22 protein-coding genes and 1 other RNA gene are annotated in these 22,265 nt (G+C 65.0%); 11 read left to right on the top strand and 12 right to left on the bottom strand.

From position 1 onward, the window contains the following. Positions 1–78: 78 nt before the first annotated feature. From fba to tkt, 5 genes are all read right to left on the bottom strand, one after another. Positions 79–1,146 carry a class II fructose-bisphosphate aldolase gene (gene fba, locus IVB45_RS04085; protein ID WP_027570269.1) on the bottom strand — a complete coding sequence of 356 codons (1,068 nt, stop codon included), beginning with the start codon at positions 1,144–1,146 and terminating at the stop codon, positions 79–81. A 65-nt stretch (positions 1,147–1,211) separates the two neighbouring features. Beyond that, positions 1,212–2,408 carry a phosphoglycerate kinase gene (locus IVB45_RS04090; protein ID WP_247283905.1) on the bottom strand — a complete coding sequence of 399 codons (1,197 nt, stop codon included), beginning with the start codon at positions 2,406–2,408 and terminating at the stop codon, positions 1,212–1,214. Beyond that, entirely contained in the window at positions 2,405–2,563 is a 159-nt protein-coding gene (locus IVB45_RS04095; protein WP_247359550.1) for a hypothetical protein, read from the bottom strand. The genes IVB45_RS04090 and IVB45_RS04095 overlap by 4 nt, the downstream gene beginning before the upstream one ends. 33 nt (positions 2,564–2,596) lie before the next feature. Then, positions 2,597–3,604 carry a type I glyceraldehyde-3-phosphate dehydrogenase gene (gene gap / locus IVB45_RS04100; protein ID WP_247283909.1) on the bottom strand — a complete coding sequence of 336 codons (1,008 nt, stop codon included), beginning with the start codon at positions 3,602–3,604 and terminating at the stop codon, positions 2,597–2,599. Between the two features lie 146 nt (positions 3,605–3,750). Further along, the gene (tkt, locus tag IVB45_RS04105; protein WP_247359551.1) at positions 3,751–5,736 is read right to left on the bottom strand and encodes a transketolase; all 1,986 of its coding nucleotides are present in this window, start codon (positions 5,734–5,736) and stop codon (positions 3,751–3,753) included. Between the two features lie 454 nt (positions 5,737–6,190). Between tkt and IVB45_RS04110 the strand changes: the two genes are divergently transcribed. The 5 genes from IVB45_RS04110 (at position 6,191) to IVB45_RS04130 (ending at position 8,679) form a co-directional block, all read left to right on the top strand. Further along, on the top strand, positions 6,191–6,481 hold the full coding sequence (locus tag IVB45_RS04110; RefSeq protein ID WP_007599949.1) for a DUF4164 domain-containing protein: 291 nt from the start codon (positions 6,191–6,193) through the stop codon (positions 6,479–6,481). Beyond that, positions 6,478–6,861 (top strand): cell division protein ZapA, encoded by a 384-nt coding sequence (locus IVB45_RS04115; RefSeq protein ID WP_007599950.1) that lies wholly within the window; start codon positions 6,478–6,480, stop codon positions 6,859–6,861. The genes IVB45_RS04110 and IVB45_RS04115 overlap by 4 nt, the downstream gene beginning before the upstream one ends. A gap of 48 nt (positions 6,862–6,909) precedes the next feature. Next, positions 6,910–7,069: non-coding RNA, 6S RNA (gene ssrS / locus IVB45_RS04120), on the top strand. A 211-nt stretch (positions 7,070–7,280) separates the two neighbouring features. Next, on the top strand, positions 7,281–7,877 hold the full coding sequence (locus IVB45_RS04125) for a 5-formyltetrahydrofolate cyclo-ligase (protein WP_247359552.1): 597 nt from the start codon (positions 7,281–7,283) through the stop codon (positions 7,875–7,877). Then, the gene (locus IVB45_RS04130; protein WP_247359553.1) at positions 7,855–8,679 is read left to right on the top strand and encodes a TIGR00282 family metallophosphoesterase; all 825 of its coding nucleotides are present in this window, start codon (positions 7,855–7,857) and stop codon (positions 8,677–8,679) included. The genes IVB45_RS04125 and IVB45_RS04130 overlap by 23 nt, the downstream gene beginning before the upstream one ends. Positions 8,680–8,850: 171 nt before the next feature. On the opposite strand, the gene IVB45_RS04135 is transcribed toward IVB45_RS04130, so the two are convergent. The 5 genes from IVB45_RS04135 to IVB45_RS04155 all read right to left on the bottom strand — a co-directional run bounded on the left by IVB45_RS04135 (position 8,851) and on the right by IVB45_RS04155 (position 13,828). Next, positions 8,851–10,194 carry a cytochrome c gene (locus IVB45_RS04135; protein ID WP_247359554.1) on the bottom strand — a complete coding sequence of 448 codons (1,344 nt, stop codon included), beginning with the start codon at positions 10,192–10,194 and terminating at the stop codon, positions 8,851–8,853. Further along, the gene (locus tag IVB45_RS04140; RefSeq protein WP_247359555.1) at positions 10,191–12,368 is read right to left on the bottom strand and encodes a molybdopterin cofactor-binding domain-containing protein; all 2,178 of its coding nucleotides are present in this window, start codon (positions 12,366–12,368) and stop codon (positions 10,191–10,193) included. The genes IVB45_RS04135 and IVB45_RS04140 overlap by 4 nt, the downstream gene beginning before the upstream one ends. A gap of 8 nt (positions 12,369–12,376) precedes the next feature. Beyond that, on the bottom strand, positions 12,377–12,841 hold the full coding sequence (locus tag IVB45_RS04145; RefSeq protein WP_247359557.1) for a (2Fe-2S)-binding protein: 465 nt from the start codon (positions 12,839–12,841) through the stop codon (positions 12,377–12,379). A 448-nt stretch (positions 12,842–13,289) separates the two neighbouring features. Further along, positions 13,290–13,448, bottom strand: a complete 159-nt coding sequence (locus IVB45_RS04150) for an ATP-binding protein (protein ID WP_256469500.1) — start codon at positions 13,446–13,448, stop codon at positions 13,290–13,292. Between the two features lie 59 nt (positions 13,449–13,507). After that, on the bottom strand, positions 13,508–13,828 hold the full coding sequence (locus IVB45_RS04155; RefSeq protein ID WP_247359558.1) for a hypothetical protein: 321 nt from the start codon (positions 13,826–13,828) through the stop codon (positions 13,508–13,510). Positions 13,829–14,006: 178 nt separating this feature from the next. On the opposite strand from IVB45_RS04155, the gene IVB45_RS04160 reads away from it, so the two are divergent. Further along, positions 14,007–14,270, top strand: coding sequence for a hypothetical protein (locus tag IVB45_RS04160; RefSeq protein ID WP_007599963.1), 264 nt, complete (start codon positions 14,007–14,009; stop codon positions 14,268–14,270). 278 nt (positions 14,271–14,548) lie between these two features. On the opposite strand, the gene IVB45_RS04165 is transcribed toward IVB45_RS04160, so the two are convergent. Continuing rightward, a complete protein-coding gene (locus tag IVB45_RS04165) occupies positions 14,549–15,973 on the bottom strand; it encodes a methyl-accepting chemotaxis protein (protein WP_247283958.1) in 1,425 nt (474 codons plus the stop codon). 109 nt (positions 15,974–16,082) lie between these two features. Continuing rightward, positions 16,083–17,831: a methyl-accepting chemotaxis protein gene (locus IVB45_RS04170; protein ID WP_247359559.1), complete on the bottom strand. Its 1,749-nt coding sequence runs from the start codon at positions 17,829–17,831 to the stop codon at positions 16,083–16,085. Between the two features lie 206 nt (positions 17,832–18,037). Between IVB45_RS04170 and IVB45_RS04175 the strand changes: the two genes are divergently transcribed. From IVB45_RS04175 to IVB45_RS04195, 5 genes are all read left to right on the top strand, one after another. Continuing rightward, complete coding sequence (locus tag IVB45_RS04175) at positions 18,038–18,784, top strand: YebC/PmpR family DNA-binding transcriptional regulator (protein WP_027570279.1); 747 nt, start codon at positions 18,038–18,040, stop codon at positions 18,782–18,784. A 71-nt stretch (positions 18,785–18,855) separates the two neighbouring features. After that, positions 18,856–19,383: a crossover junction endodeoxyribonuclease RuvC gene (gene ruvC, locus IVB45_RS04180; protein ID WP_007599969.1), complete on the top strand. Its 528-nt coding sequence runs from the start codon at positions 18,856–18,858 to the stop codon at positions 19,381–19,383. After that, positions 19,380–19,997, top strand: coding sequence for a Holliday junction branch migration protein RuvA (ruvA, locus tag IVB45_RS04185; RefSeq protein ID WP_027570280.1), 618 nt, complete (start codon positions 19,380–19,382; stop codon positions 19,995–19,997). The genes ruvC and ruvA overlap by 4 nt, the downstream gene beginning before the upstream one ends. Before the next feature lie 155 nt (positions 19,998–20,152). Further along, positions 20,153–21,187, top strand: a complete 1,035-nt coding sequence (ruvB, locus tag IVB45_RS04190; RefSeq protein ID WP_197031222.1) for a Holliday junction branch migration DNA helicase RuvB — start codon at positions 20,153–20,155, stop codon at positions 21,185–21,187. Positions 21,188–21,315: 128 nt separating this feature from the next. Then, positions 21,316–22,233, top strand: a complete 918-nt coding sequence (locus IVB45_RS04195) for a metallophosphoesterase (protein ID WP_247359560.1) — start codon at positions 21,316–21,318, stop codon at positions 22,231–22,233. Positions 22,234–22,265: the final 32 nt, after the last annotated feature.

The raw sequence follows: 22,265 nt of genomic DNA on the forward strand, positions 1-22,265 counted from the left end.
GGGGGAGGGGCTTTGGTGCCGGCAACAAGGCGTCATCCCGGGCTTACCGCCCGGAATGACGGAGAAAGTGGGGCTGGCTTACGCCACCTTCGGGGCGAGCTCGCCCTTGGCGTAGCGCTTGGCCATCTCGGCCGTGGTCAGCACCTTCTTGATCTTGGAGGCTTGGCCAGCGGTATTGAATTCCTGGAGCCGCTGCTTGCACAGCTTGGTCATCGCTTCCATCGCGGGCTTCAGGTATTTGCGCGGGTCGAACTCTTCCGGATTGTCCTTGAGCACTTTCCGGATCTGGCCGGTCATCGCCATGCGGTTGTCGGTGTCGATGTTGATCTTGCGCACGCCGTTCTTGATGCCGCGCTGGATCTCGGCCACCGGCACGCCCCAGGTCGGCTTCATCTTGCCGCCATAGGCGTTGATGATGTCCTGGAGGTCCTGGGGCACCGACGAGGAGCCGTGCATGACGAGATGCATGTTCGGCAGCTTGCGGTGGATCTCCTCGATCACGTTCATGGCGAGGATGTCGCCGTCGGGCTTGCGGGTGAATTTGTAGGCGCCGTGAGACGTCCCCATCGCGATCGCGAGCGCGTCGACCTGGGTCTCCTGGACGAACTTCACGGCTTCATCCGGATTGGTCAGGAGCTGGTCGTGGCTGAGCTTGCCCTCGGCGCCGTGGCCGTCTTCCTTGTCGCCCATGCCGGTCTCGAGCGAGCCGAGTACGCCGAGCTCGCCCTCGACCGAGATGCCCCCGAGATGCGCCATCTCGGTCACGGTCTTGGTGACGCCGACATTGTAGCCCCAGTCGCCAGGGGTCTTGCCGTCCGCCTTGAGCGAGCCGTCCATCATGACCGAGGTGAAGCCGGCCTGGATCGCGGTCATGCAGGTTGCCGGCTCGTTGCCGTGGTCGAGATGCACGCAGACCGGGATGTGCGGGTAGATCTCGGTCACCGCGTCCATCATGTGCTTGAGCATGACGTCGTTGGCGTAGGAGCGCGCACCGCGCGAGGCCTGGATGATGACGGGCGCGTCGACTTGGTTGGCCGCGTCCATGATCGCCAGTGCCTGCTCCATGTTGTTGATGTTGAAGGCCGGGACGCCGTAATCGTTCTCCGCCGCATGGTCGAGCAATTGACGCAACGTGATCCGAGCCATCTGTGTTTTTCTCCCGTTTGGGCCTGCAAGGCCACTGCTGAAGGCGGCTACGACTTGCCGACCGATTACTTGGTGCGCAGAACTTCGACGCCGGGCAGGGGCTTGCCTTCCATCCATTCAAGAAATGCGCCACCGGCGGTCGAGACATAGGTGAACTGACCGGCCACATGGGCCTGGTTGAGGGCCGCGACGGTGTCGCCGCCGCCCGCGATCGAGACCAGCTTCTTGGCCTTGGTGCGCTCTGCGGCATGCTTGGCGGCGGACATCGTGCCGCGGTCGAACGGCTGCATCTCGAAGGCACCGAGCGGTCCGTTCCAGACCAGCGTCGCCGCATCGTCGATCGCGGCATGGACACGCGCGATCGACTGCGGACCGACGTCGAGGATCATGCCGTCGGCCGGGATCGCGTCGAGGCCATAGGCATGCGACGGCGCGTTGGCCGCGAAATGATAGGCGACGGTGGCGTCGACCGGCAGGATGATGGCGCAGTTGGCGGCTTCCGCCTTTTCCATGATGCGCAACGCGGTCGCGGCGAGATCCTTCTCGGCGAGCGACTTGCCGATGCCGACGCCCTGGGCGTGCAGGAAGGTGTTGGCCATGCCGCCGCCGATCACGAGCGCGTCGACCTTGGTCACGAGGTTTTCGAGCAGGTCGATCTTGGTCGAGACCTTGGCGCCGCCGATGATCGCGATGACGGGCTTGGTCGGTGAGCCCAGCGCCTTCTCCAGCGCGACCAATTCGGCCTGCATGGTGCGGCCGGCATAGGCGGGCAGCTTGTGGCCGAGGCCTTCGGTCGAGGCATGGGCGCGGTGCGCGGCCGAGAACGCGTCATTGACCCAGATGTCGCCGAGTTTTGCGAGCTCCGCGACAAAGGCCGGATCGTTCTTCTCTTCCTCTTTGTGGAAGCGGGTGTTTTCCAGACAGAGGATGTCGCCGTCCTTCAGCGCCGCCACGGCCTTGGCTGCGGGCTCGCCGATACAGTCGTCGGCGAAGCCTACGGGCTTCTTCACGACCTTCGACAGCGCCTCGGCGACGGGCTTGAGCGAGTCCTTGGCATCGCGTCCTTTCGGCCGACCGAAATGCGCGAGCAGGATGACCTTGCCGCCCTTGTCGGAGATTTCGGTGATGGTCGGCGCGACGCGCTCGAGCCGGGTCGCGTCGCTGACGCGCCCGTTCTCCATGGGCACGTTGAGATCGACGCGCAGCAGCACGCGCTTGCCCTTCACGTCGACGTCGTCGAGGGTGCGGAATTTGTTGGTCACGAGGGATCCCCTGAACCGCCTTGGGTAATGTTGGGCCAGTCCTCGATCTTCCGATCCGGATCGGGCTTGATCTTCGAGCCCGATCGCAAGAACAGGAACAACAGGCCGCCGATCAACGCCAAGAGGAGCGCGAGGGCGACGAGTTGCGAGGTCATGGCGTTCTCCGGCTGTGCCGTGACGCGTGTTGGTTAGATCACCTTCGCCATCGCCACGGCAGTGTCCGCCATGCGATTGGAGAAGCCCCACTCATTGTCGTACCAGGACATCACGCGCACCAGCGTGCCGTTCTGCACCTTGGTCTGGTCCTCGTGGAACGTCGAGGAGTGCGGGTCGTGGTTGAAGTCGATCGAGACGTTCGGCGCGCTGGTGTAGCCGAGGATGCCCTTGAGCTGCTGCTCGGAGGCGCGCTTCATCGCCGCGTTGATTTCCTTGACGTCGGTGGCGCGCTTGGCGACGATCTTGAGGTCGACCACCGAGACATTCGGGGTCGGCACGCGGATCGCGACGCCGTCGAGCTTGCCCTTTAGTTCCGGCAGCACGAGGCCGATCGCCTTGGCGGCGCCGGTCGAGGTCGGGATCATCGACATCGCAGCGGCGCGGCCGCGATAGAGATCCTTGTGCATGGTGTCGAGCGTCGGCTGGTCGCCGGTATAGGCGTGGATCGTGGTCATGAAGCCGGTCTCGATGCCGACGAGGTCGTTCAGCACCTTGGCGATCGGCGCGAGACAGTTGGTGGTGCAGGAGCCGTTGGAGACGACCAGATGTTCCCGGGTCAGCGTGTCGTGGTTGACGCCGTAGACGATGGTGGCGTCGGCGCCGTCGGCGGGCGCAGAAACGAGAACGCGCTTGGCGCCGGCGGTCAGATGCGCGGAGGCCTTGTCCTTCGAGGTGAAGATGCCGGTGCATTCCATCGCGATGTCGATGCCGAGATCCTTCCAGGGCAGCTTGGAGGGATCGCGCTCGGCGGTCACCTTGATCTTGTTGCCGCCGAGGCTGATCGTGTCGCCATCGACGGTCACGGTGCCGGGGAAACGGCCATGGACGCTGTCGAAGCGAAGCAGATGCGCGTTGGTCTCGACCGGGCCGAGGTCGTTGATGCCGACGACCTCGATGTCCTTGCGGCCGGACTCGGCAATGGCCCGCAGGATGTTACGGCCGATGCGGCCAAAACCGTTGATTCCGACGCGGACTGCCATGTTTCGTCTCCTTCAATGACCGTTGTCATCCCGCACAACGCGCTAGCGCGCCTGCGAGGGTTTTTTTAGGGCGGACGCCCGGTTCGGCCGGGCGGGGCTTGATCATATGAGAGTTAGGTAGTCCTTTTTTTCGGCAATCTCAACTCTCAGGAAACGCGTTTCAGAACGGCGTTAACCGCGGCCTCGGCGGTAATGCCAAAGTGCTGGAATACCTTGTTGAGAGGGGCGCTGGCGCCGAAGGAGTGCATGCCGATAAACTCGCCATCCTGGCCGATCACGGCGTCCCAGCCCCAGCGTACGGCGGCCTCGATCGCGACCTTGACCGGGGCGTTGCCGATGATCTCGTCGCGGCGCTCCTTTGGTTGCGCTAGCAGGAGCTCGAGCGAGGGAACCGAAACCACCCGGGTCGGAATGCCGCGCTCGGCGAGCTGCTTCTGGGCGGCCACGGCCATCTCCACTTCGGAGCCGGAAGCAAACAGTGTCGCCTTGGCTTCGCCCTGGGCGGCCACCAGCTCGTAGGCACCGAACCGGCAGGGGCTCTCGTTCGGCGCGGCGGTGCGCAGTTGCGGCAGGTTCTGCCGGGTCAGCGCCAGGACTGTCGGGCCGTCGATGCGGTTGAGCGCGAGCTCCCAGCACTCGGCAACCTCGATGGAATCGCACGGGCGGAACACGCGCATGTTGGGAATGGCGCGAAGTGCTGAGAGATGCTCGACCGGCTGGTGGGTCGGGCCGTCTTCGCCGAGGCCAATGGAATCATGGGTCATGACATAAACGACGCCGGTCCCCATCAACGCGGCGAGCCGCATCGCGGGCCGGGCATAATCCGTGAACACCAGGAACGTCGCGCCGTTCGGCGCAAAGCCGCCGTGCAGGAAGATGCCGTTCATCGCCGCGCACATGCCGTGCTCGCGGATGCCGTAATGGATGAAGCGGCCCTTCGGCGTCTTGGCCGAGAACGCAGTCGCCGACTTCGCCTTGTTGTTGTTGGAGCCGGTGAGATCGGCCGAGCCCGCCAGAAACTCCATCGGCATCGCGCCGGCAATCACTTCGATCACGGCTTCGGAAGATTTGCGGGTCGCCGCATTCATCGGCTTTTCCAAGAGCTCCTTCTTGTAGCCCTTGAACGCCTTTGCCAGCGCGGCCGGGCGCTCGTGGCGCAGCCGACGCTCGAACTCGGCGCGCTTGCGGCTGCCGAGTTCACCGAGCCTTGCTTCCCATTCCTGGCGTGCCGCCGCGCCACGGCTGCCGGCCGCGCGCCAGGCCTTGAGCACGTCGTCGGGCACCGAGAACGGCTCCAGCGAAATGCCGAGATTTTCCTTGGCGGCCTTGAGTTCGTCGGCACCGAGCGCTTCGCCGTGCACTTTGTTGGTGCCGGCCTTGTGCGGCGCGCCGAAGCCGATGGTGGTGCGGCACGCAATCAGCGTCGGCTTGTTTGATTTCTGCGCGCGCGTGATCGCGGCCGATATCGCGGCCTGGTCGTGGCCGTCGATCTTTTCGGCTGCCCAACCCGCCGATTTGAACCGCTTCACCTGGTCCACGGAATCGGAGATCGAGGTCGGGCCATCGATCGAGATGCCGTTGTCGTCATACAGCACGATCAGCTTGTTGAGCTTCCAGTGCCCGGCCATCGCGATCGCTTCCTGCGACACGCCTTCCATCAAATCGCCGTCGGAAGCGATCACATAGGTGTGGTGATCGACGATCTTCTTGCCGAACTCGGCCGCGAGCATCTTCTCGGCGAGCGCCATGCCGACGGCGGTGGAAATGCCCTGGCCGAGCGGACCGGTGGTGGTCTCGATGCCCTTGGTGTGGCCGTGCTCGGGATGTCCCGGAGTCAGTGATCCCAACTGGCGAAAGTCCTTGAGCTGGTCGATCGTCATCTCGGGGCTGCCGATCAGATACAGCAGCGAATAGATCAGCATCGAGCCGTGCCCGGCCGAGAGCACGAAGCGGTCCCGGTCCGGCCAGTCCAGCGCGGCGACGTCGAATTTCAGGAATTGCGTGAACAGCACGGTCGCCATGTCGGCGGCGCCCATCGGCAGGCCGGGGTGACCCGATTTCGCCTTCTCGACGCCGTCCATGGCAAGGCCGCGGATCGCATTGGCCATACGGTTGTGATCGACCTGCGTCATGTCTGAAAATCCGTCTGAAATGAGGCGCTTGTGGCTGGATTTGGCCGCGCCGGAAGGAGCCTTTCGGCCGCTGGGGTCGCGGCTGGGATAGCATCTCGGTTCCGGCAGGCCAAGGCAATCAAACGCCGGTTTGGCCGTAAAAGTTGCTTACGGCATGATCCGGACCCGCAGGGCCGCGTTAGCGCAAAGTGGAGGCCGGTTTTCCGGCCAGGTCATGCCCGGCAGGAACTGATAGATCGGGATGAATCCCATCCCGATCTATCAGTGCATAGTTTCGTGGCGGCGTTGCGCTCCGCTAGCTTGCCACGTAAATTTCTGCTTCTAACCGCTTGCCGAACCGAGTCTTTTGCCGGACGGCAAGCTCCAAGGTAAATGCCCAAAGGAAAAGCCCAAGGGCAAGGCCACAGGTTCCGCCGCTGACTGCATGAACGATCGCGTATCCAACAGCTCTGCCATGACCGAGTCCTCGGCCGTCGAGATCGAGATCGCGACCCGCAGGCTCATGGCGGCGCTCGACTCGCTCGAAAGCGCCGTGGAGCGGCGGCGCGATGCCGATCGCGACGAGAACGAGCTCGCGGCGCGAATCCAGGCGCTCGGCGCGGACCGCTCGCGGCTTGCCGACGAACTCGACGGTGCGCTGGTGAAGGCGCGCAAGCTCGAGCGCTCCAGCCGCGAGATCTCCGATCGGCTGGATTCCGCGATCGTCACGATTCGCTCGGTGCTCGATACCGGAGAGGACGGATGAGCCACATCAACGTCACCATCAACGGCCGGCAATACCGCATGGCCTGCGAGGAAGGCCAGGAGGTGCGGCTGCTCAAGCTCGCCGAAAGCCTGGAGACGCGGATTCAGTCGCTGCGCGGAAAGTTCGGCGAGATCGGTGATGCCAGGCTCACCGTAATGGCGGCGCTGACCGTCTGCGACGAATTGGTCGACGCCGGCAATCGCATCCGGACCATGGAGCAGGAACTGACCGAGCTACGGGATTTCCGCAACGCCGCCGTCGAGCGCGCCCGGCTGACCCAGACCGCGGTCGTGAACGCACTGAACTCTGCGGCCGAGCGCATCGAGAAGTCGACCCAGGTCCTGAACCGCACCGTCGGCAACGGGATCGCCATCGGCTGACCGTTCACCGGGCTGGCGATTCGTCAGCATCGTTGTTACATTGCCCGAGCGGGGCTGCGACGCGCGTCAGGAGCCATTATCCCCGGGGCCTTATCGATCCTTTAGGGAACTGTCCCTGGCCGGGCCCGTGGGCTCGGACATATGGTGCCCACCTACTTTCGTAGGGAACTCCGGGATCGAGTGCTTCAACGGCGTTCGCGGCTTCGCACTGTTTTCTTCTGGCAATGCGTCCTCATCGAATTGCGTCCACGACAAACCGGCAGTGTCATGCCCCGCGAAAGCGGGGCATCCAGTACGCCGCGGCGTCGATGTTTGATCACTGGCGTCTCTGGAATACTGGATCACCCGCCCCAGTGCGCAAGGGCGCACAAGGCGGGTGATGACGGCGGAGCAAGGCTCAGCCTTCGGAGCAAGCGCGCATGACCAACACCAAAGCCGAACTCCGCGCCAAGGCCCTCGCGGCGCGCGATGCGCTGAGCGACAAGAAACGCACCGCCGCCGCCGCCAAGCTCGCCAAGCGCGGGCTGCCATTCTCGCTGCTGCCGGGCAGCATCGTGTCAGGCTATTCGCCGATCCGCAGCGAGATCGATCCGATGCCGCTGCTGAAGAAGCTGGCCGAGCAGGGCGCCAGGCTCGCGCTGCCTTGCGTCACCGCGCGCGGCCAGGCGCTGATCTTCCGCATCTTCCATCCCAACGATCGCCTGATGCTCGGCCCGCTCGGCATTCCCGAGCCGTCGCCTGGGGCCGCTGAAGTCATTCCGGACATCATGCTGACGCCGCTCGCTGCCTTCGATCGTCTCGGCCATCGCATCGGCTATGGCGCGGGGCACTACGACCACACCTTCGCGCATCTGCGAAAAGCCAAGACCATCGTCGGCATCGGGCTCGCTTTCGCAGCGCAGGAGATCAAGGCGGTTCCGGCACTAGCCCACGACGTGGCGCTGGATTATGTGCTAACGGAATCCGACGTATTCGATTTCCGGAGTTCTGAAGTTGCGCATTCTCTTCGTGGGTGATGTCGTCGGCCGTGCCGGGCGCAATGCCATCGCCGAATATCTGCCTGGCATGGTCAAGGACTGGTCGCTCGATTTCGTCGTCGTCAACGGCGAGAATTCCGCCGGCGGCTTCGGCATCACGGAAGCGATCTATCAGGAGTTTCTCGACGCCGGCGCCGACGCGGTGACGCTCGGCAATCACTCCTGGGACCAGCGCGAAGCCCTGGTGTTCATCGAGCGCGCCGAGCGCCTGGTGCGGCCGGCGAATTATCCGCGCGGCACGCCCGGCCGCGGCGCCGCGTTGGTCGAGACCAAGAACGGCAAGCATGCGCTGGTCGTCAACGCGCTCGGCCGTGTCTTCATGACCCCGTTCGACGATCCCTTCGCAGCGCTGGAGCGCGAGCTCGGCGCCTGCCCGCTCGGCATTGCCGCGGATGCCATCGTCGTCGACTTCCATTGCGAGGCGACCAGCGAGAAGCAGGGCATCGGCTTTTTCTGCGACGGCCGCGCCAGCCTCGTCGTCGGCACCCACACCCATGTGCCGACCGCCGACCACCAGATCCTGTCGGGCGGCACCGCCTACATGACCGATGCCGGCATGACCGGCGACTACGATTCCATCATCGGCATGCAGAAGGAAGAGCCGCTGCGGAGGTTCACCTCCGGGATCCCCTCGGGCCGCTTCGAGCCGGCGGCAGGCGCCGCGACGCTCAGCGGCGTTGCCGTGGAGACGGATGACGCGACCGGACTCGCACTGCGCATCGCACCGGTGCGCGCCGGCGGCCGGCTGGAGCCGGCGACGCCGAAATTCTGGTTGAGCTGAACGGCGCCACATATTCAGTGTCGTCCCGGCGAAGGCCGGGACCCATACCGCGTGATCTATCCATTGCACGCAGCCGGAGTACCGAACGACGAATCTTTGCCAAACAAATCGGGGCGGCTATGGGTCCCGGCCTTCGCCGGGACGACGCCGAGAGTGATGCGCTCACCGCACCTACTCCGCCGTCTGCTCCCTCAACTCCGCCACATCCTTCGCCGTCAGCCTCGACCCCTTCGCACCGAACCGCGCCGTGACGTAGTTCGCGACCGCCGCGATCTCGTCGTCGTTATAGGCGTTGCCGAATGCTGGCATCGACAGCGCCCCGTCGGGCGTATTCCGCTTGGTGCCTGACAGCACGATCTGCGCGACGTTGGTGGCGGCGGGGTCGTTGACGGCCCAGGTGCCGGTCAGCGTCGCCATCGGCGAGACCGGGCTCTCGCCGCTCCAGCCATGGCAGCTGGCGCAGGCGCTGGCGAACATTTTCTTGCCGCGCGCGTCCGCAGTGACGCCGTCCTTGTGCGAGGCGGGCGCAACGGGCGCGGTGGTTGCGGGCAGGTCGGGCGAGGGCTGCGGCGGTACGTTGCGCAGATAAGCGACGATGCTTCGGATGTCCTCAGGCGCGAACTGGCTGAAACTGTGGTCGACCGCTTCACCCATCGGACCCGACGCCGAGCCGTGGCCGGGCGCATGGCCGAGCGACAGATAGGAGATCAGGTCCTCGTCACGCCAATTGCCGAGGCCGGTGGCCTTGTCGGAGGAGATGTTGAAGGCGCGCCACCCCGCCGTGATCGCGCCTGCGAACTTCTTGCGGTTGTCCAGCGCAAAGCCGAGATTGCGCGGCGTGTGGCATTCGCCGCAATGCGCCAACGCTTCAACAAGATACGCGCCGCGATTCCACTCCGGGCTCTTCGACGTATCAGGCGCAAAGCGTGTGTCGGGATTGAACACGGCCGACCAGACAATCATCGCCCAGCGCTGGTTGAACGGGAAGGACAGCGTGTTCTCCGGCGGCTTCGCGCGTACCGCCGGCAGGCTGAACAGATAGGCCTTCACCGTCAGCACGTCGTCATCCGTCATATAGGTATAGGACGTGTACGGCATCGCCGGATAGAGCCGGGCGCCGTCATGGCGTTTGCCGCGCTGGACCGCGTTGAGAAAATCCTGGTCGCTGTAATTGCCGATGCCGGTGTCCTTGTCCGGCGTGATGTTGGTGGAATAGAGCGTGCCGAACGGCAGCTTGAAGCCGAGCCCGCCGGAATAGTCCGTCTCGCCGGGCTTGGTGTGGCAGACCATGCAGTCGGCCGCCTTCGCGAGGTATTCGCCGCGTTCGACCAGGCTCGCCTTTTCGAGCTTGGCCGGCACGCCGGTCGGTTTGCCGGCACGGTAATCCGCCAGCGCTACCTTGGGGCCGCCGCCGAAGTCGAGCGGGCCGGGCCCGCGGATGATCCAGACGCCGAGCGCCACCACGACAATGGCGATCACGACGATGCCGGTGAAGATACGCATCTTGCCGCTCATGCCTTTTTCCCCGCAGCCAGCAGTTTCCGATCGATCGGCAGGCGCCGCAGCGCGACGCCGGTTGCCGCGTAAATGGCGTTGCGCAGCGCCGGCGGTCCAGCATTGACGCCGGCCTCACCGATGCCGCCGGGCGCCTCGCCGCTCTTGACGACGACGACCTCGATCTTCGGCATCTCGTTGATGCGCATCATGCGGTAGTCGTGGAAATTCGACTGCTGCACGCGGCCCTTCTCGATGGTGATCTCGCCATAGAGCGCGGCGGTGAGGCCGAACACCAGGCCACCCTCGATCTGCGCCTTCACTGTATCGGGGTTGACCGCGATGCCGGTGTCCACCACCGATGTGATGCGGCGGAGCGTGATCTCGCCGATATCGTCGATCTCCGCTTCCACCACGGTGGCGAGGAAGCTCGCGAAAGACGGCTGCACGCAGACGCCACGACCGACGCGCGGTGGCAGCGGTTGGCCCCAGCCGGATTTCTCGGCGGCGAGATTGAGCACCGCGAGCATGCGCGGATTCTTGGTCAGCATGGAGCGGCGGAATTCGACGGGGTCCTTGCCGGCTTTGCGCGCCAGCTCGTCCATCGCGCATTCGACCGCGAACACGTTGTTGTTCGGACCGACGCCGCGCCAGAAGCCGGTCGGCACCGCCGGCGGTTCGGCGCGGACATATTCGACATGGAAATTGGCGAAGTCGTAGGGCGCATCGACAGCGGCATCGACCGCATCGATATCGATACCCTTCTGGAACGCCGGTGGCAGCCAGCGCGCCAGCACGGCGGAGCCGGCGACCTTGTACTTCCAAGCCGCGACCTTGCCGTCGACCAGCGATGCCGTGACCTGGTCGCGATAGACCGGGCGGTAGACGTCGTGCTGGATGTCCTCCTCACGGGTCCATATCACCTTGACGGGATAGTCGACCTGTTTTGCAATCTTCACGGCCGCCACCACCATGTCCGGCTCGAGCTTGCGGCCGAAGCCGCCGCCGAGCAGATGCTGGTTGACGATCACCTTGTCGACCGGGAGGCCGGCGGCCTTCGCCGCCTCCGATTGCACGCGTGTCATGATCTGCGTGCCGGTCCAAATCTCGCAGGCATCAGGCCTGACGTGAACGGTGGCGTTGATCGGCTCCATCGAGGCATGCGCAAGGAACGGCAGTTCGAAGCTCGCCTCGAACCTGTCGCCGCTTGCGAGCCCCTTGGCGATGTCGCCGACCGATTTCGCGACCACGCCGTCTTTCTCGCTGGCGGCGCGCAGATGCCGCCATATATCCTCCGTGCTGAGCTTGGCGTTCGGTCCCTCGTCCCACTCGATCTTGAGCGCATCGAGGCCTTTCTTGGCGGCCCACATGTGGTCGCCGATCACGGCGATTGTATCCTCGAGCACCACGATTTTGCGCACGCCCGGGATTTTTGTCGCCGCGCTGTCGTCGACCTTGCCGACCTTGCCGCCAAAGACCGGGCAATTGGCGATCGCTGCGATCTTCATGCCGGGTAGGATCGCGTCGATGCCGTAGACGACCTTGCCATTGACCTTGTCCGGCGTGTCGAGCCGCTTCAGCGGCTGGCCGATGATGACGAAGTCCTTGGGGTCCTTGACCGAAACATCCTTCGGCGGCGTCTGGCCCTGTGCGGCCAGTGCCAGTTCGCCATAGCCGAGCCTGCGGCCGCTTGCGGCGTGCACGACCTCGCCTTTCGACGCGGTGCAGCTTGCAGGCTCGACCTGCCATTGCACTGCTGCGGCCTGCACCAGCATCGCCCGCGCGCTGGCGCCGGCTGCCCGCAACGGTTTCCACCAGGCACGGATCGAGGTCGAACCACCCGTGGCCTGCAAGCCGAAGGCGGGATTGGCGTAGTGCTTGTCGTTGGGCGGCGCATGCAGCACGGCGACCTTTGCCCAATCGGCGTCCAACTCTTCGGCCAGGATCATCGCAATCGAAGTATAGACCCCCTGGCCCATCTCGACCTGCGGCATCATCAGGGCGGTGCGGCCGGTCTCGTCGATGCGGATGAAGGCGTTGGGCGCGAACTTGCCGTCGGTCGTGTCCTTCGGCTGCTCCGGCTCGTTGACGGCGGCGCGCAGCGGCAGGTGGAAGGCGAGCAGGAAGCCGGTGGCGAGACCGCCGGTCAGAAGCGCACGGCGGGAGACGTCAGGAAGAGTCTTGTCGGTGATCATGGCGGACCTCACGACTGACGACCGGAGGCGGCCTGCTTGATGGCCTCGCGGATGCGCACATAGGTGCCGCAGCGGCAGATGTTGCCAGCCATCGCGGCGTCGATGTCGGAATCGTCAGGGCTGGGCGTTGCCGCCAGCAGTGCCGCGGCCGCCATGATCTGGCCGGATTGGCAGTAGCCGCACTGGACCACTTCGGCATCGAGCCAGGCCTTCTGCACCTTCGCGCCCGCAGGCGTGCTGCCGACATGCTCGATCGTCGTGATGGCGCGGTTCGCGACCGTGCTGACCGGCAAGACACAGGAGCGGACGGCCTTGCCATCGACGTGCACCGTGCAGGCGCCGCACTGCGCGATGCCGCAGCCGAACTTGGTGCCGGTCATCCCGAGGACGTCGCGCAGGACCCACAGCAGCGGCATTTCAGGTGGCGCGTCGAACGATTTCGTTTCGCCGTTGATGGTGAGAACAGTTGCCATATGCATCCCCTTGCTCGCTCGATCGCTTACGGCGATCTAGTCAGCGAATTTGCGCGCACAATAATCATATCGATGCGAAACGATGAAGCGTCGACATTTCCGGCAATGCATATTTGCGTAGCGAGCGCGTCAGGCCATGACGTTCACGAATTTGTGCGGCGATCGCTGCGGTGATTTTGGGCTAATTGATATGATAATCGTCATTTTCTGACGCTTTTTCTTCACATGCGCCGTTGCTCGCCGCAGATGATCGTGCGAATGCGCAAAATCATGCGATGACGAAACTCGTGCGATTATGGAAGTCGATCGACGGCGCGGACTTCTTACGCGATCAATTGCGGCGACTCATTGATGTGCCCTCTCACCTTGTGGGAGAGGGCAGCGACGCCCGTAGACGCAGGCTCACTCGGGTGAGGGGTCCGTCTCCGCGTACGGGCACCGTTGTGCATCAACCGGCAAAGGGAAGCCTGATCGTGAACGAGGCACCGCCGTGCTCCCGATTACTCGCTGATATGAACCCGTTGCGCGCTTCGATAATGGTACGCGCAATGGACAAGCCCATGCCCATGCCTTCCGCTTTGCTGGTGTAAACGGCTCGAACGGTCACCGCCGGCGCTTGCTTGTGCGCACAGAAGGCCTAGCCGCGCTATCGGGCGTCGCCACGGATCAATAGGCGCAAATGTAGTTTCCGTAAGCATCGTAGCAACTGCGGCGGTACGCAGCAGTGCCAACGGCAGCCGCGCCGACCGCTGCCGCTCCTACACCGTAGCGCCGATAGCCGTAGCCGCGATAGCCGCCCCGATAGCCTGCGCCGCGCACTGCAACAGCGCCGCCGCCCCGCGGTCCTCGAACTGCGACCGCACCGCCGCGGTAAGCGCCGCCACCCCGATAGGCACCTCCGCCGCGCCGGGCCTCGGCATCATCGGGGATCAAGCAGGCGGTGAGCAAAACGAAAGCGGCAAGAGAAGCAAGAATGAAGCGGAGCATGACAGAAACCCTTCCATGAATTCCTTAAGCCCCGCTCGCGAGATTGCGGCTCACTCCGCGCGTGAGCTTGATGTAGATCAATCGAACCCGCGCATTGCGACGCCTACGCCATGTTCAGCCGCACCTGAGGCGCTTCCGTCACCTTTCGGTGACGCAAGTGCGAAGAGGGAGGTCCGCCATGCATCCGAGGAAGCTTCTTTCGATCAAGTCAGCGACGGTCGCGGGCATCGCCGCCAGCGGCCTGCTTGGGCTTGCAACCCTGTCGCTCAGTCCAACCCCAGCCAAGGCGGTGATTTACTGCCAGTACGTAGAATATCCGGCGGGTTGCGTTGCTCGTGCAGGCGTCGTGCTCAGGCCGCGCCCGGTGGCGCGCGCCGCAGTCCGTCATAACGCCGGTGGCAATGCGAATGGTGGCGTCAATCGCGTTGGAGCCGGGCGGTAAAGGCGGGTTTCGCAAGCCAGGAGGAAGCCGTCATCGTTTCGTTCCGGTGGCGGCTTTTCTTTGTCTGGCGGGGATGGCTTCGACAAGGAGAGAAGGGAGGAATGGAAATTTCGGAATAATAGCACTCTACGCCTGTTTTGCCCGACGCCGCAAGCGCTTCAGAGACGCCTGGATCGACGGATTCATCGGGCGCTTAAGCCATTGATTCTGCTCGCCCCGGCTACTGTGCATGGGGTTGTTTTCGAGGTTTTTTGATTCAAGGTCCGCAGGAGTGACCGTCAGCTCTGCCGAAAGCCCATCCGGAAGGCGCCCCAGTGCTTGCCGCGGATCATGATCGGCGAGGACAGGTCCTTCATCAGCACGAACTGCCCGCCGCCCATGTCGCGGCGATAGGTCTGGAGCAGGAACGGCTTGGTGTTGGCCGCGACCTTCTGCACCGCTCGATCGGTGAACAGGCGGCGGTTGCGGCAATTGGCGTTATTCCAGACCGGGTCCTTGCCCTGGGGCAGTCGGTAGTTCGGGTTGTGCGTCGGCAGATAGCCGCCCTTGGCCCAGGCGACGCAGAACACGATGCGGGGATCGGACTTCTGGATCGGATCCTGGATCGCGGGCAGCACGCGGTCGGTGAAGTCGACATAGTTAGTGTTGTACTGCTTGGGATCGGTGCCGGGGATTTCCCGATAGTTCTCGTCCATGAACTGGTCGAGCGTGATCTCGCCGCGGCCGATGGCGGCTTCGAACTCGTCGGAGATCCGCTTGGCGGTCTCGACGACGGTGCGGATCAGCGGCGCATCGGATGTCTCCACGCCGCTGTCGGCGATCAGCGCGATCAGGCCTTCGGACGTGTCGAGCAGTTTGGTCACGCGCTGATCCGCGTTCTTGAGATCGCGCGAGGAGAGGTCGACGCCCTTGGCGAGCTCGTTGAGCTCGCTGATGACGCTGTCGCAATGTCCGAGATTGGAAGTCGCCGCGCGCGTGACGCTGCCGATCTCCGCTTCCACGGAGGCGAAGCCCTGCTGGACCCGCGAGATGATGCCGGAGATCCGCTGGGCGCCTTCGCCGGCCGTCTTCGCGCGCTGCGAAGCATCGCTGCTCTCGCCGATCAGGCCTTCGATCTGGCCGTCGAGATCGCGCACGGTGTCGGAGATCTGGTGTGTGGCTTGGCGGGTGGCTTCCGCGAGGTTCTTGACCTCGCTTGCCACCACCGCGAAGCCGCGGCCGGCATTGCCGGCGCGTGCCGCCTCGATGGTGGCGTTGAGCGCGAGCAGGTTGGTCTGCTTCGCGATCGCCTCGATCGAGCCGGACACTTTTGCCACTTGCGCCAGCGCGGAGCCGACGGCGCTGAGCCGCGCCTCGATGCGTTCGACGGCTGCGACGAGTTCGGAGATGTGGCTCACTGCGGCATCGACTGCGCCGCGCGACTGCGCGATCTCGCCGACCGCCGCCGACGTGGTCGTTTGAACCGCCTGCGACGCATTGGCGATGTCGTGGTTGGCCGACACCATCGTCTCGGCGGTTTCCTGGAGATGATGAAACCGTTCCGACTGGTTCGCGACGCGGCTTGCGACTTCCTGGACGTTGCCGGCGATGTCGGCGAGTTCCACGCCGAGGCCGCCGATGCGGTCGGCGAGCTGATCGATCAGCCGCTCGGCAAGCGTTCGGTTGGAGCCGGTGTCCAGTACTGCAAGTTGTACGACGGACATGTCTTGAGAGTCCTCCAGTCAGAGCCGTTCGCCGGCTCTCCGCGGCATTCCCATTCCAATTCCGGTCTTAAGAGGTGATTCGCGCGTTGGCGTCTTGCCTGAGCGCGCACTAGAGCTTGTAGGCCGTCCGAAATCCGCCCCAGTGCCGGCCCTGCACGCGGATCGGAACGTCGATCTCGCGCATCATCACAGTATTTCCGTTGCCCATGTCGCGCGCATAGCTCTGCACCAGATACGAGCGCAGGTTGCGCGCGGCAGCCAACCCCGCCGGATCGTTGAACATCCGCCGGTTGCGGCTGTTGGCTGTGTTCCACGCGGCATCGCCCGGCCGCTGCGGATGCGAATAGATCTTGTTGTGCACCGGCAGGAAGCCGTTGCGATCGACCATGGCGCAGAACGCCAAGCGCAGGTCCTTTGCCAGAAACGCTTCCTGGAACGACGGCAGCGCGCGGTCGGCCCAGTCCAGATATCGGGTGCGGTACTGCTGCGGATTGGTTCCGGCGATTTCGGCATAATCGGCGTCGAAGAGGTCCTCGATCTTCACCTCGCCGCGAGCAACCGCCTGCTCGAAGATTCCGGTCAGCGCGTTGCCCGCCTCCATGGCACGGGTGACGAACTCCGTGTTCTCTTCATGGATCGACCAGAGCCTGTCCTCGATCTTCTCGCGGAGCGCGGCATCGGGATTGACGAATTGCGCGCGCGCGCCGGCCTTGGACTGCTTGACCACGCGCAGGCGGCAGGCGCCGACGCCTTCGAGGGTGCCTTCGATCATGGCTTGCGATGCAAGGCGGCCCGCGTCGGCGCCGCCGATCAGCACGCCGTCCATCGCTATCTCGTAGACCGGCAGCACGCCGCGGGCGGTTTCGAGCTTGAGATGGCAGGGCAGCCGTTCGGTCTTGCGGCGATCGTCGTGCTCGCTCTGGCGCAGCAGCACGGCACAGCGCGATTTCAGTTTCTGTGCGAAGGCGGTCACGGCCTTGCCGGCGCTCGCGACGTTCTCGCCGTGGCTCTCGGCCGCCTTGGTCGCAGCATCGATCTCGGCCGCGCTTTCGCCGACCGAGATGATGAACTGCGACGCGCTTGTCGCGTTGCCGGAGACTTCGCTGGTCGTGGCGTTCTGTTCGGCGACCGCGCCGTTGACGGTCTCGAAGACCGGGCGGATGGCCTCGATCGCCTGCGAGATGCGGTGCACCGCATCCGCGGAGCCAGCGGCGTCGCGCTGCAGCGCGTCGATCTTTTTGGTGATCTCCTCCGTCGCGCCCTGGGTCTGCACCGCGAGTGCCTTGACCTCGGTGGCGACGACCGCAAAGCCTCTTCCCGCAGCGCCCGCGCGCGCGGCCTCGATGGTCGAGTTGAGCGCGAGCAGCGTCGTCTGCCGCGCGATCTGCGCGATCAGATTGACGACGTTGCCGATGGCGGCCGAGGATTCGCGCAGGCGATCGACGTTGGCGCGGGCTTCCTGTGCCGCGGCGCTGGCCTCGTCGGCGAGCTTGCCGGCCTCGCGAACCTGCGCCCCGATGCCCAGCGCCGACTGGGTGAACTTGTCGGCGGCATGGGCGAAGGTGGAGGCGTTCGATTGCGCGGCGTTGGTCCGGCCGGTCAGGGCGTCGGTGCGGTCGCGGATGGCGGCAAGCGTCGTCGCGGTCGCCTCGGCGCCGCCGGCCACCGAATTGGCGGCGCGCTCGAGCTGGCGAATCATGGCGCCCAGCTCGAGTTCCAGCAGTTCCAGGATTTCCTTGGCCGAATCGCTTTCGACGGCCGCGGCAGGCTCGGAATGGGCCGCCGGCTGTGCAGCCTGCGGGGCAGCCGCAGTTGCAGTCATGTCCGGCAGACGCTTCCGAAATAGTCCGAATGCCATCAGGTCTCTCTTGTCGGGGGACGGTCGGACGCTATTTTCGCAGGCTGGAATGAAATCAGGGTTAACGATGCCTGACATCTAGGCACGGGCCCATACGGTGTTACCTTAAAGTCGTAGAGCCTCTTTCTTTCCAGGGGGGTGGCGGCCTATAAGGCCGCGCTTCCCACGCTCACCTTGGCGCACGATTCCCCTAGAGAAGATCACGCATGGCCGGACATTCCCAATTCAAGAACATCATGCACCGCAAGGGGCGGCAGGATGCCCAGAAGTCGAAACTGTTCGGCAAACTGGCGCGGGAAATCACCGTCGCGGCCAAGCTGGGGACGCCCGACCCCAACATGAACCCGCGCCTGCGTGCGGCCATCACGGCGGCGCGCCAGGAGAACATGCCGAAGGACAATATCGAGCGCGCCGTCAAGAAGGCGCTCGGTAATGACGGCGAGAACTATGACGAGATCCGCTACGAGGGTTACGGACCCGGCGGCGTTGCCGTCATCGTCGAGGCGCTGACCGACAACCGCAACCGCGCGGCTTCCGACATCCGCTCCTTCTTCACCAAGTCCGGCGGCAATCTCGGCGAAACCGGCTCGGTGTCCTTCATGTTCGACCGCACCGGCATCGTCGAATACGACCGCAGCGTCGCCTCCGACGATGCGGTGCTGGATGCCGCGATCGAGGCCGGCGCCGACGACGTGATCTCGAGCGAAGCCGGCCACGAGATCTATGCTTCGACGGAAGGCTATCGCGACGTCGCCAAGGCGCTGGAAGCCAAGTTCGGCGAGCCGCGCAAGGCCGCGCTGATCTGGAAACCGCAGAACACGGTCGCGGTCGACGACGAGACCGGCGAGAAGCTGCTCAAGCTGATGGACCTGCTCAACGAGCACGACGACGTCCAGCACGTCTACGCCAATTTCGAGGTGTCGGACGCGCTGCTGGCGAAGATGGGCGGGTAGGGGGCCACTTCCCCTGTTACTTCCGTTCTGTTTCTGTTTCCCCCACGGCGGCCAGCCGCTATCACTGGCCCATGACGACGCTCCCGATTCGTGGCCCCGTTCGCATCATCGGCATCGACCCTGGCCTGCGCCGCACCGGCTGGGGCGTGATCGAGGCCGAGGGCAATCGCCTGATCTACGTCGCCTGCGGCTCGGTGGAGCCGCCGGACGATTTGCCGCTGGCGAGCCGGCTGCTCGCGATCCATGAGGGGCTGGCCGCTGTCCTGTCCGGTCACAAGCCGATGGAAGCCGCGGTCGAGCAGACTTTCGTCAACAAGGACGGCGTCGCGACGCTGAAGCTCGGCCAGGCCCGCGGCGTCGCCATGCTCGCGCCCGCGATGTTCGGCATCAGCGTTGCCGAATACGCGCCGAACCAGGTGAAAAAGACGGTGGTCGGCGCCGGCCACGCCGACAAGCAGCAGATCGCGATGATGCTCAAGATCTTGCTGCCCAAGGCCGATCCGCCGTCCGCGGACGCCGCCGACGCGCTCGCCATCGCCATCACCCACGCCCATCATCGCCAGAGCACCGCGCTGCGGCTGAAGGTGGCAGGCCTATGATCGGCAAGCTCAAGGGCCTGATCGATTCCTACGGCGAGGATTTCGTCATCCTCGACGTCGGCGGTGTCGGTTATCAGGTGCATTGCTCGACGCGCACGCTTCAGCATCTGCCCTCGCCGGGCGAGGCCGCCGTGCTGTCGATCGAGACCTATGTTCGTGAGGATCAGATCAAACTGTTCGGCTTCCGCAGCGACCAGGAACGCGAATGGTTTCGCCTGCTCCAGACCGTGCAGGGCGTCGGCGCCAAGGTCGCGCTCGCCGTGCTCGGTACGCTGCAGCCGTCCGACCTCGCCAACGCGATCGCGTTGCGCGACAAGGCCGCGGTGGCGCGCACGCCCGGTGTCGGCCCCAAGGTCGCGGAGCGCATCGTCACCGAACTGAAGGACAAGGCGCCGGCCTTCGCCAATGTCGATCCGGCGGTCGTGCACCTCGCCGGTGCCGTCGACGACCAGCGCGCGCCGCGACCCGTGGCGGATGCGATCTCAGCGCTGGTCAATCTCGGCTACGGCCAGCCGCAGGCGGCGGCGGCGATCGCATCGGCCGCGCGCAGCGCGGGCGAGAGCGCCGGGACCGCGCAGCTCATCCGGCTGGGCCTGAAGGAGCTGTCGAAGTGAGCGCGGAAATGGTCAATCTCGTAGGGTGGGCAAAGCGAAGCGTGCCCACCATCTATAGAGCGATCAGCGACATGGTGGGCACGGCGCGAAGAGCGCCTTTGCCCACCCTACGATTTTCGGGAGTCCGCTGAGTGAGCGATCCCAAGGCCAACCGCATGGTCACGCCCGAGCGCCGCAGCGACGATGTCGGCGACACCGCGCTGCGCCCGCAATCGCTGTCCGATTTCGTCGGCCAGCAGCAGGCGCGCAAGAATCTGTCCATCTTCATCGAGGCGGCGCGCAAGCGCGGCGAGGCGCTGGATCACGTGTTGTTCGTCGGTCCCCCCGGCCTCGGCAAGACCACGCTGGCGCAGATCGTGGCCAAGGAGCTCGGCGTCGGCTTTCGTGCCACGTCGGGCCCGGTGATCGCCAAGGCCGGCGATCTCGCAGCACTCCTCACCAATCTCGAAGAGCGCGATGTGCTCTTCATCGACGAGATCCATCGCCTCAGCCCTGCGGTGGAAGAAGTGCTCTATCCCGCGATGGAGGATTTCCAGCTCGACCTCATCATCGGCGAGGGCCCGGCGGCGCGCTCGGTGAAGATCGAGCTGTCGAAATTCACCCTCGTCGGCGCCACCACGCGCGCCGGCCTGCTCACCAATCCCTTGCGCGACCGCTTCGGCATTCCGATCCGGTTGAATTTCTACACGATCGAAGAGCTTGAGAGCATCGTCACCCGTGGCGCACGCGTGCTCAACGTCGGCATGAGCGCGGATGGCGCCAACGAGATCGCGCGACGCGCGCGCGGCACGCCACGCATCGCCGGCCGGCTGCTCCGCCGCGTGCGCGATTTTGCCTCGGCGGCCGATGCCGACAGGATCGATCGCAAGATTGCCGATCACGCGCTGAGCGCGCTCGAGGTCGATGCCGCCGGCCTTGATGCGATGGACCGCCGTTACCTCACGACCATCGCACAGAACTATGGCGGCGGCCCGGTCGGCGTCGAGACGATGGCCGCCGCCTTGTCCGAGCCGCGCGACGCGATCGAAGACATCATCGAGCCCTATCTGATCCAGTGTGGCTATCTGCAGCGGACCCCGCGCGGCCGCCTGCTCACCTCGCACGCCTTCCGCCATCTCGGGATAGCCGAGCCCTCGCGCGATGCGGCGGCACAGTTCGGCCTGTTCGGCACCGACGAGAGCGACGACTGATCTGGGCAAGTGCAGCCTACTCGGGCCGTCATGATTTCCGGTCATCTCGTGCAGAGGGTCTGCACAAACGCACCCCATTTCCGCTCCAATAGGGCCGCATCAACAAACTGCATCACGATCGGACTGCCATGATCACGCGCCGTCATTTCTTCCGTTCCATCGGCGGCCTGTCCGCCCTCGGTGTATCGACCGCGGCCTATGGCGTCGGCGTCGAGCCGATGCTGCGGCTTCGGGTCACCCGCTATCATCCAACCCCGCGGCAATGGCCGGCGGATTTTCCGCTGAAGATCGCCGTGATCGCCGACATCCACGCCTGCGATCCCTGGATGTCGCTGGAGCGAATCGAAGCCATCGTCGATCGCACCAATGCGCTCAACGCGGATATCATCGTGCTGCTCGGCGACTATGTCGCCGGTCTGCACCAGGTCACGCGCATCATTCCGGCGAACGAATGGGCCAAGGTGCTGGCCGGCCTGAAAGCGCCGCTCGGCGTCCATGCCGTCATGGGCAATCATGATTATTGGGCGGACAGGACCGTGCAGCAGGCCGGCCACGGGCCGACGGTCGCGCATCGCGCGCTGGAGGCGGCCGGTATTCCCGTCTACGAGAACGACGTCATTCGGCTCACCAAGGATGGTCGCGCGTTCTGGCTCGCCGGCCTCGGCGATCAGCTCGCCTTTCTGCCGGCGCGACGCTTCCGGAGCACGGGGCGCTTCGGCGCCGACGATCTCGACGCGACGCTTGCCAAGGTCACCGATGATGCGCCGATCATCCTGCTCGCGCATGAGCCCAATATCGCGCCGCGCGTGCCCGCCCGCGTCGCGTTGCAGCTGTCCGGCCACACCCATGGCGGTCAGGTCCGCCTGCTCGGCTGGTCGCCGGCGGTTCCGCCGCAGCACGGCCTCCGGCTCGCCTACGGTCATGTCCGGCTGAAATGCGACGTCATCATCTCCGGCGGCCTCGGTTGCAGCATCATGCCGCTCCGCGTCGGCGTGCCGCCGGAGATCGTCGAGGTGACGCTGGGTCGGGGGCCTTTGATCGTCTAGCCGCGCTTGCGCAGCCGGCCGTTTTTGCGCAA

It is taken from the genome of Bradyrhizobium sp. 4, from assembly GCF_023100905.1.
GTDB lineage: Bacteria > Pseudomonadota > Alphaproteobacteria > Rhizobiales > Xanthobacteraceae > Bradyrhizobium.

Coding starts and splice junctions, on each gene's coding strand:
- fba (WP_027570269.1), bottom strand. CDS start 1,146: ATGGCTCGGATCACGTTGCGTCAATTGCTCGACCATGCGGCGGAGAAC.
- IVB45_RS04095 (WP_247359550.1), bottom strand. CDS start 2,563: ATGACCTCGCAACTCGTCGCCCTCGCGCTCCTCTTGGCGTTGATCGGC.
- gap (WP_247283909.1), bottom strand. CDS start 3,604: ATGGCAGTCCGCGTCGGAATCAACGGTTTTGGCCGCATCGGCCGTAAC.
- tkt (WP_247359551.1), bottom strand. CDS start 5,736: ATGACGCAGGTCGATCACAACCGTATGGCCAATGCGATCCGCGGCCTT.
- IVB45_RS04110 (WP_007599949.1), top strand. CDS start 6,191: ATGACCGAGTCCTCGGCCGTCGAGATCGAGATCGCGACCCGCAGGCTC.
- IVB45_RS04115 (WP_007599950.1), top strand. CDS start 6,478: ATGAGCCACATCAACGTCACCATCAACGGCCGGCAATACCGCATGGCC.
- IVB45_RS04125 (WP_247359552.1), top strand. CDS start 7,281: ATGACCAACACCAAAGCCGAACTCCGCGCCAAGGCCCTCGCGGCGCGC.
- IVB45_RS04135 (WP_247359554.1), bottom strand. CDS start 10,194: ATGAGCGGCAAGATGCGTATCTTCACCGGCATCGTCGTGATCGCCATT.
- IVB45_RS04140 (WP_247359555.1), bottom strand. CDS start 12,368: ATGATCACCGACAAGACTCTTCCTGACGTCTCCCGCCGTGCGCTTCTG.
- IVB45_RS04145 (WP_247359557.1), bottom strand. CDS start 12,841: ATGGCAACTGTTCTCACCATCAACGGCGAAACGAAATCGTTCGACGCG.
- IVB45_RS04155 (WP_247359558.1), bottom strand. CDS start 13,828: ATGCTCCGCTTCATTCTTGCTTCTCTTGCCGCTTTCGTTTTGCTCACC.
- IVB45_RS04160 (WP_007599963.1), top strand. CDS start 14,007: ATGCATCCGAGGAAGCTTCTTTCGATCAAGTCAGCGACGGTCGCGGGC.
- IVB45_RS04165 (WP_247283958.1), bottom strand. CDS start 15,973: ATGTCCGTCGTACAACTTGCAGTACTGGACACCGGCTCCAACCGAACG.
- IVB45_RS04170 (WP_247359559.1), bottom strand. CDS start 17,831: ATGGCATTCGGACTATTTCGGAAGCGTCTGCCGGACATGACTGCAACT.
- IVB45_RS04175 (WP_027570279.1), top strand. CDS start 18,038: ATGGCCGGACATTCCCAATTCAAGAACATCATGCACCGCAAGGGGCGG.
- ruvC (WP_007599969.1), top strand. CDS start 18,856: ATGACGACGCTCCCGATTCGTGGCCCCGTTCGCATCATCGGCATCGAC.
- ruvA (WP_027570280.1), top strand. CDS start 19,380: ATGATCGGCAAGCTCAAGGGCCTGATCGATTCCTACGGCGAGGATTTC.
- ruvB (WP_197031222.1), top strand. CDS start 20,153: ATGGTCACGCCCGAGCGCCGCAGCGACGATGTCGGCGACACCGCGCTG.
- IVB45_RS04195 (WP_247359560.1), top strand. CDS start 21,316: ATGATCACGCGCCGTCATTTCTTCCGTTCCATCGGCGGCCTGTCCGCC.